The following is a 10,081-nucleotide window of genomic DNA, read 5'->3' as shown; positions in this document are numbered from 1 at the left end:
ACCTGGACTTATGATGATGGCAATGGAAATACATCAACTCAAAATCAAACGGTAACAGTAGATGATACTCAAGATCCTACAGCATCTAATCCTGCAGATATTAATGTACAGTGTCTTGCTGATGTGCCTGCTGCTAATACCGCTGTCGTGACTGATGAAGCGGATAATTGTGGAACCACGAACGTAACCTTTATATCACAAACTGCTAATCCGGCTGTAAACGATGGAACTATTACAAGAACATATCGAGTAGATGATGGTAATGGAAATACCATAGATGTCTTTGAAACTATTATTATTGATGACACCACTGATCCAATATTAACATGCCCTAATCCTTCACCTTATAATGCAGCAACAGGCACCTGTGAGGCTACTGTAAATATTAGTGCAACAGTTACGGACAATTGTAGTTCATCGAACACTGTAACTTATAGTATAGGTGGTAGTGTTATTACATTCCCATATAGTTTCCCCATTGGTTCTACGACAGTCAATGTTGTTGCGAACGATGGGAACGGGAACGAATCTAACTGTAGCTTTAATGTTGTTGTTATAGATAATGAAGATCCGACAGCATCAAACCCTGCAACGATTATAGCTTCTGGTACAGCTCCAGCACCTGATATTACTGTAGTTACTGATGAAGCGGATAATTGTACTGCAAACCCAACAGTGGCTTTTGTTAGTGATACATCAGATGGAAACACATGTCCAGAAACCATAACTAGAATTTACAGCATCACTGATAATGCCGGTAATAGCATTAATGTTTCACAAACAATAATTGTTAATGATGCCGTACCACCTGTTGCGCGATGTATCAGTAGCCCTTTAACCATAGTCTTAGACGGAGTTACGGGAGAAGCTACAATTACACCAAATCAAATTGATGATGGTTCAACGGACAATTGTGGAGCTATAACACTAAGCCTTTCAAAATCTACTTTTGGTTGTGATGACATTGGGGTTAACTCAGTAAACTTAATTGTTGAAGATAGCCAAGGAAATACAGCAACCTGTTCTGCTACCGTAATTGTTGATGCTCCAACCATAAACGGAGGTATTGTTGAAGGTTATATTGTGCAAACAGAAACATCAGCTGACCTTAGAAAAGTGGTTGATGTTACATCTTGTCCTATTGATCCAAATACTGGGGAAACGATACAACAAGATATACAACTTGAGTTAACTGTTGATCCTTCATTAGCCAGTAATATCAACAGATGGGAATATTCTACGGACGGAGGAGTATTTTGGAGTGCTATTGCAAATACAACAACAAGTTATACTTTGATGGACATACAAGTCACAACGCTTGTAAGAGCCGTTTTTGATGTTGGAGACTGTGAAGGCTTTTCTGAAGTTGCAGTACTAGGAGTTATTCCACCAGATGTCCCGCCAACGATTGTCAATGGAAATGTGATTAATAGAATATGTCTTGGTGAAACAGTAACAGCAGAAGCCATTAGTGAATACGGTGTCAATTCCGCATTCAACGTTGGTGGTATGTTTAACACGGCCAATCTCAATGTCGTGGGTTGGATTGTTGACGGAGAAGCGGAAATGTCCTCTGGTGGTAACAATACTAATGACACCTATTGGAAATTAACCAACGGACCTAAAAAATTCAATGGACGTTGTTTTGACACAACGGACAATTCAAAGTTTGCTATTGTAAGTGGAATTCCTCCTTATGTCAATCAAACAAATAATGTACATACTATAACACCTCTATCAACTTTAGAAACTCCAGTATTCAGTACTTTAGGATTAAGCGATGTAACCTTAGAGTTTGATGAAGCTTTCTATTTTGAAAATGGGTCTTATGGTCGTGTGGAATTATCAGTTGATGGTGGAGCAAATTATGATGTTCTTTTGATAGAACACACAGGATTAACGACTACAACGTTTGTAACTCCGTACCCTGGATTTACAGGGCAGTGTAATTCTGGTCCAGGAACAATAATAGATAATCATCAAGCGATAGACTTACAAAATTATGCAGGCTTAACTGATTTAAGAATCAGATTCACGTATTACGGAACTGCAGGAAGTGTCTGGGCTTTAGATAATATCTCTATTCCTAATGAACCAATAAATGAAACCATAGAATGGACTAACGAATTTGGTGTTGTAGTATCAACGGGTACAAACGTAAATATCGATCCTGTAACGCCAGGAGTGCAAAACTATGGTGCCACTTCATTAATTAACGACTGTAGAAGTGATGATGACTCTGGTACGCAATTCATCAAAATTGAAGCGACTCTTTCTTATGCAGGAAAAGATGTGGCTCCATTAACTGGTGAATGTGGTGAAAATACAGTTCAATTAGCTGCTTATGACAACACAAAAACTGCTCAACAGAATTATGATAACGGAGTTTATAATAACAACTATAAGGTTCCGAATCAAGCGCCAGCGAGTCCAGATTATCCTGGTACTGGTGAAGTTGGGACATGGACTGTAACGGTGGCCCCAGAAAGCTGTTCTAGTGGTTCATACTCATTTATTAGTGAAAATGGACTGGTTCCAGAAAATGATCCAAATGCCATATTTACGGGTGAACCTGGTGTTTATACTTTAACATGGACAGTTAATGGTTGCGCAAGTAACATTCAAGTGACATTAAACAGTTGCGCCGAAGTAGATTTCGACGGTGTTAATGATTATATCGATTTTAAGGATAATTATGATATGTCTGGCCCTTTCAGTTTAGAAGCTTGGGTAAAACCAGAAGATTTAAACGGACTTCAGAGCATTATCTCTAAACAAGATGCGAACAATTTATCTTCAGGATATGACCTTAGGTTAAATGGTAGCTCACTAATATTTAGTTGGGGATCGGGATCAATATCTACTAATGCTATCAATGCAAGTAGATGGCATCATGTTGCTGTGACGTATAATGGTTCTAATTATAAATTATATGTGGATGGTGTTCAAAAAGCAACAGGAAATGGCTCTGCTCCTTCTACCAATAGTTTATCATTCTTTGTTGGTGCTATGGACCAAACCGGTGCACCACCAAACAAACCTGTCAATTATTTTAATGGTTGGGTTGATGAATTACGAATTTGGAACAAAGCACTTTCTGTAGAACATATAAGACAAATGATGAATCAGGAAATTAATATTCTTGGTACGGATAACGTTCGTGGTGAAGTGATTCCTGTTCAAGTAAGTGGGCCAGATTCAAATACAGATGGAAATGATGACGATCCATTAACATGGTCTAACCTTGATGGTTACTATCGAATGGATGTCGGTTGTGGATACTTAACCACCTTTAAAGGGAGTATTAATGGACGTTTACGAAACATATTTAGTACGCAACCTCAGACGGCTCCATTACCGTACACGACAAAACAGAACGGAAATTGGAACTCTAATGCAACCTGGACGCAGCCTACATTATGGTATATTCCAAATACGACAGTCAACGGAACAAAAATCGATTGGAACATCGTGCAGACAAGTCATAATGTAACATCTAATGCACAGGACTTAACGTTACTTGGCCTTGATGTTGAAAGCAATACGTTGACCATTACAAATTCTGGCACTCAAGATGAGACTAATACAGGGACAAGTCTATGGGTTACAAGATATTTGAAGCTTGATGGCAAAATTGATTTGGTTGGTGAATCACAATTAATTCAAAAACGATATGATAATACACAGGTTAACGAAAGTGTGTTAGATGTTACCAGCTCTGGACTATTAGAACGAGATCAACAAGGAACAACCAATTTGTTTAATTATAACTATTGGAGTTCGCCAGTGAGTACGATTAATACCTCTAACAACAATCAGCCTTTCAATACATCGAGTATAATGAAGGACGGAACTACTACTTCTACCCCACAAAACATGAATTGGACCAGTAGTTACAACGCAACAGGGAGTACCAATCCTATTACATTGAGTAACCGCTGGTTATATGCTTATGAGAATTATCCTTATGACAATTACGCATCTTGGAGGTTTATTGGACCAAATCAAAATATTAGTCCAGGTTATGGATTTACTATGAAAGGAAGTGGTGTTGGTGTCGGTGGCGAAGGCGGAATCATCACAGGCGGTAATCAAGATAATAATCCTCAGAATTATGTATTCCAAGGTAAACCAAATAATGCGGATATTTTAATTCCGATAACGTCATGGTATCAAGCATTAGTTGGTAATCCGTACCCTTCTGCTATAGACGCATTTGAATTTATTGATGACAATGCGCCTGGAGGTAATCCAGGGACAACCTCTAGTATAGAAGGTTCGTTATACTTCTGGGAGCACTATGAATCTAACCAAACACATATTTTAAGTGAATACCAAGGTGGATATGCCGTATTAACAAAAACCGGCGGCGTGCCAGTTTATGTACCAACGACTATAAGTGGGGCTGGAACTCCTTCAAAAACTCCAGCTCGATATATTCCTGTTGGTCAAGGATTCTTCGTTGGAAATGTCTTTAATAATGGTGGTAATGTAAAGTTTGAAAATGACCAGCGTATCTTCCAAAGAGAAGCTACGGGTACATCTGTATTCATGAGAGCACCTACACCTCCTGGAAATGGGAATGGAAACGGCAATGGCAATGGCAATGGAAATGGTAATTCAAATACACAAGATACTGATGAGTTTACTGTATCTAGAGTACGCATTAATTTCACCTCGCATGTCGATGGTAAAATACGTCCATTATTATTAGGATTTACTTCTGACGATTCGGCAACAGATGGTATTGATTATGGTTATGATGCTTCAAATGCCTATTTCCAGTACAATGATGCGTTCTGGGTTATTGAAAACGGAGTGTATGTCATCCAAGGTGTTGGACAGTTTAATGAAGATAAAGCCTATCCAATTGGTGTATATCTTTACCAAGAGAGTGATATAGAGTTTGAATTGGAAGGTTTAGAGAATTTCGACCAAAACAACGTTAATGTCTATATTTATGATGCTGTTGAAGATACCTATACAAAAATCAACAACAATAGCTTTACTTTAGAAGGCCTAGCACCAGACTATTATGCCGATCGCTTCTACGTAACTTTTAAACCACAGTCACAAGAAACATTGAGTGATAATGAAAAAGAATTAGATACCTATCCTATATCTATAAGCTACCTTAATGAGTCTAAAGAGATCTTTATTAATACAGATAATGGTGCAAATGCATCAGACATTCAGTTAATCTCAATACTTGGGCAAGTCATACAAACTTGGGATACTAATCTAGAGTCCTATTATACAGATGCCTATAGAGTACCTGCTCCAGGCTTAAATATGGGTACTTACATCCTTAAAGTTAAAATTGATAACACTTGGCATAGTAAAAAAGTCTTAGTCAGAAACTAGATAAATTACCATTCTAATTATAAAAAAGCGACCACATAGGGTCGCTTTTATTTTACAAAATAATTACACTTTATCGAATTTTTATGCATTTCATGGATATTATTCAATTATTTTACTATATTGCCCCTCGAATGTCCCAAACATTCCTAAACCTACGATTATGAACCTACAATTGACCCTTCAAAAGGTATGTAAATGCATGTTAACAGTGCTATTTATAGCAACACCTTTTTTATCAAATCTTAACGCTCAAGAAACTGTTGTTCAGCGTGTGCGTTTAGACTTTACAGCCCCTGATGGTGCGGTAAGACAAATCCTATTAGGCTTTACCTCTGATAATTCAGCAACCGATGGCTTTGACTATGGTTGGGATGCCATTAACTGGGACAACTTTGCAAATGACATGAACTGGATGATTGGTAATACCAGATGCATCATTCAAGGTGTAGGAAGCTTCGATGATTCCAAAACCTATCCTTTAGGAGTGTTTTTAGGTGAAACAGGGAATGTTAAAATAAGTCTTAACAGCTTGGAGAACTTTGAAGAGGATATTCCTGTTTACATACACGATACTTTATTAGATACATACACTCAGATAAATGAAGAAGATTATGAAGACATAATCGATGAAGGTGAGTATGAAGATCGTTTTTACATTGCTTTTAATGCACCACTAAATAGTAACTTGGTATTATCTACAGATGAGTTTGAAACTGCTGAACCAACAATTAGATACGCTAACAATACCAACGAAATTTTAGTAGATACACAAGGAACTTCCCAAATTAACTCCCTACGTATTTATGATATTTCTGGAAAACAAATATATCAAGAATTACTTCCCAATTCATCTGAAATAAAAACGTATTTCAAAACGAAGTCTAAAGGAAATTACATTGTTTCTGTTAATACGGACAAAGGCGTTTTCTCAAAGATATTATTGCTATAATTCAAAACTTTTAAATTACTTATTCCCTTATCCTATGAAAAAAATTACCCTCATTACTGTATTTGCATGCCTTTTTTTAATGCAAACTTCCGTTGGCCAAGAGTTATACAAACGAGTCACTATTAACGGAGTCAATGACCAAGTTATAAGTCAACTAGATGACCTCGGTATTGATTTGACTTGTGGAGTATCTATTCTAGATAATTCTATGACATTAGAATTGGCAGAACACGAACTACAACGTATCAAACAAAAAGGTATAAGCTACAGAGTCCTAATTGAAGATCTTAGTAAATTCTATAGCGATAGAGCTATTAAAAACCTTCCTAAAGCATCTTCAGAAGTGGCTAGTGAAAAAGCCTTAAAACAAACCCAACGCTCATTTAGCGTTTCCGAAATCATAAACAACGTTGGTCAATACGATGAATGCGACGAAATCGATTGGACAGTTCCATCTAACTGGAATTTAAACGATGCTGCCAACTATCCAGCAGAAACCAACCACTTTGGTGGATGCTTAACCTATGACATGGTATTGGATGAGTTGGACGATATGCGGGCGCAATATCCAAATTTAATATCCGCACGTTTAGATGCCTCACCAACAAACCAAACATCGGTTGAAGGACGCACAATTTGGTATTTAAGGATTTCTGACAATCCAGATACGGATGAACCTGAAGAGCCAGAAACACTCTATCAGTCGTTAATTCACTCTCGTGAATCTGCAACTATAATGAATCAGTTATATTTTATGTGGTACATTTTAGAAAACTATGCTACTGATACTGCGATTCAGAATCTGGTAAACAACCACGCCTTATATTTTATACCAGTTTTTAATCCTGATGGCTTTGTACACAATGAGAACATAGCACCTAATGGTGGGGGATTACAGCGTAAAAATAGAAATGTAAGTGCTGGTTCTTGTGGAACAGTATCTACTTCGGATGATTATGGGGTAGACTTAAACAGAAATTCAGATTACTTTTGGAATAATGGTGGTGCCTCAACCAACCCATGTAGCCAAACCTATTTAGGAACAAACCCATTTTCAGAACCTGAAACACAGATTATGCGAGATTTTTTCTTGCAGCACGATTTTGAAATCTCATTAAACCATCACTCATTTAAAAATGCAATGCTTCATGCCTATGCAGGTACCAGCATTACAAACCCTAGACCCGACGAATATTCAAAGTATAACCATGACATGACTCAGTATAACCGCTATGCCTATGGACCCAGCACGTCCATTAGTGGATTGAATAGTGGCAACATGAATGACTGGATGCTCGGTGGAACCGTGACTGATGGCAACGGGTCTAACGGATCCGGAAAAGGGACTATGGCTTGGACGCCAGAAAACGGATTGAGTTCAGAATCTACAATTATAGGTTCTGGCTTTTGGCCAGACCCTTCAAACTTTATGCCTATAGCAAAACGTGCTATGCGTATGAACTTTTTGGCTGCTTACTTCAGTGGAAAATATGCTAAACTACATGATCTAAATCTAAATGAAATATCCTCTACTTCTGGAAATTTTCAATTCGGTATCGAGAATTTAGGTCAAAATGGAAATGATACAACACCAAACACAAACGAATTTACACTTACAGTGACAGCAGTTTCTGGTAACTTCACTATCAATACGGCAACAGCCACCGAAAATTTTACAGCTGCACAAATATTAGAACAACGCACGGTTAATATTCCGTATACACTAGACGCAGGAGTACAACCTAACGATGAAATTGTATTTAAAGTCGTATTGACAAACGATTATGCTGCTGATAATGTTTTGTATGAAGCCAACATTACAAAGTATTACCAACCAACAGTTTTATTTACAGATGCCGGTGATGATTTAAGTAACTGGAATGCTACTACAGGAACTTGGTTTAATACTACCGATGCTTTCTCTGGCAATGCAATTACAACACATACGTCAGCTCCTTACAGTAACAATGAAACCAAAGTTTTAGAAATGGTTAACCCTGTTAACTTAGCAGGAATACCAACAACACTTATTCAATATTACGCAAAATGGGATATTGAAAGAAGTTTTGATTATGTGCAACTTGAAGGCTCTTCGGACGGTTCTAACTGGACTCCGCTTTGTGGAAAATTGACCAAACCTGGAGCTCCAGATGCGAACAACACCTATAGTGCTACCAGTGATGCTGGTGATTTTACATCGAAATTTAATTCTGACAGAACATTTCAACCCGATGGAGAACCGCTTTATGACGGGGATACTCAAGACAAATGGAATATGGAAGAAGTCGTAATCGACAATACAACGAACAGTTCGCTTTATAATCAAAACACAGTATATCTAAGATTTGTATTTAGATCCGAAAGTTCTAACAGAAAGGATTCTTATGCCAATGCAGATTTTGAAGGCTTTACGTTTGATGAGTTCAGAATAGTGCACAACGCTACAAACCTTTCTCAAACCATAACCTTTGACCCTATTGCAGATAAATTTACAACGGATGCTGATTTTAATGTCAATGCCACAGCGTCTTCAGGTTTGCCAGTAACCTACTCTATCGTTTCTGGACCAGCGACAATTAGTGGAAATACAGTGTCACTAACAGGTGCTGTTGGTACCGTAATTGTACGAGCTAGCCAAGCTGGAAATGCCACTTATGCAGCAGCTTCGGATGTTGATGAAACCTTTGAGGTTACAGTGCAACCACCATGTTCTGGTGTATTAGTGGACACGTATCCTTACTCAGAAAGTTTTGAAGGCTCAGGGTCTGGTGGACTTGGTGGTTGGACTCAAGATACCACTGATGATTTTGATTGGACTATTAATTCTGGCGGAACACCAACCAACAATACGGGGCCATCATCAGCAACCGACGGCACCTATTATTTATATACTGAAACTGGTACAAGTTCTGGAATAGCTACAATAACAAGTCCTTGTTTTGATCTCAACGGTCTGACAAGCGCAGATTTTAACTATGCCTATAACATGAATGGTGCTAATATGGGGGTTATGACTTTAGAAATTTCAACTAATGATGGTTCCTCTTGGACGCAGATATGGACTGAAAATAGTGACCTTGGTACAGTATGGCAAACTAATACAATAGATTTATCATCATATTTAAATAATTACGTTAAGTTCCGATTTTCAGGTGATATGCCTAATAATGGTAGTAGCACAAGTGATATAGCTATTGATGATATAGGACTATCAGTAGTTGTAGGCTCTTCTACATGGTATCAAGATTCTGATAATGATGGTTTTGGTAATCCAGCTGTCAGTCAAGTTGCTGTGGGTCAGCCGGCAGGTTATGTTGCTGATAACACAGATTGCGACGACACGGATGCTGATGAGTTCCCTGGACAGACATGGTATGCAGGTGTTGACAACGATGGTGATGGTTTTTTTGGAAGTGTTGAATCTAGAACACAATGTGAAGAACCTGACCCTTCAACAACTACTCCTCCCGGTTTAGGTTGGTCTACTACACCACCTACTGTTAATGATTGTGATGATAATGACAATACTATAAACGCAACGACAACTTATTTTATTGATTCTGATGGTGATGGCTTTGGATCGACAACTACAGAAGATCTTTGTTCTAATACTGCTCCAGCTGGTTACAGTACTAATAATACGGACTGTGACGATACCGATGCTAACGAATATCCTGGACAGACCTGGTACATCGATGCTGATGGTGATGGCTATGGTACATCTGCTACAACGGCATGTCTTAGACCTGCAGATGGATTTCTGGCTTC

General features: G+C 38.1%; 3 protein-coding genes. All 3 read left to right on the top strand.

Translation table 11 applies throughout. From position 1 onward, the window contains the following. A partial coding sequence (locus ACFEMA_RS14465; RefSeq protein ID WP_411768924.1) for a LamG-like jellyroll fold domain-containing protein occupies positions 1–5,364 on the top strand: 5,364 nt, incomplete at its 5' end. A gap of 160 nt (positions 5,365–5,524) precedes the next feature. Continuing rightward, positions 5,525–6,313 (top strand): T9SS type A sorting domain-containing protein, encoded by a 789-nt coding sequence (locus tag ACFEMA_RS14460; RefSeq protein WP_411768923.1) that lies wholly within the window; start codon positions 5,525–5,527, stop codon positions 6,311–6,313. Between the two features lie 34 nt (positions 6,314–6,347). After that, positions 6,348–10,081 (top strand): M14 family zinc carboxypeptidase (locus ACFEMA_RS14455; protein WP_411768922.1); only part of this gene is annotated, 3,734 nt, incomplete at its 3' end.

The sequence above is a fragment of the Winogradskyella sp. A3E31 genome, assembly GCF_046720935.1.
In the GTDB taxonomy this organism is placed as follows: Bacteria; Bacteroidota; Bacteroidia; order Flavobacteriales; family Flavobacteriaceae; genus Winogradskyella.
The sequence above is the reverse complement of the archived record's forward strand: the minus strand, read 5'-3'. Positions and strand labels throughout refer to the sequence as shown.

Bases quoted from the DNA above. Each gene is read 5' to 3' on its own strand.
- ACFEMA_RS14460 (WP_411768923.1), top strand. From the start codon at position 5,525: ATGAACCTACAATTGACCCTTCAAAAGGTATGTAAATGCATGTTAACA.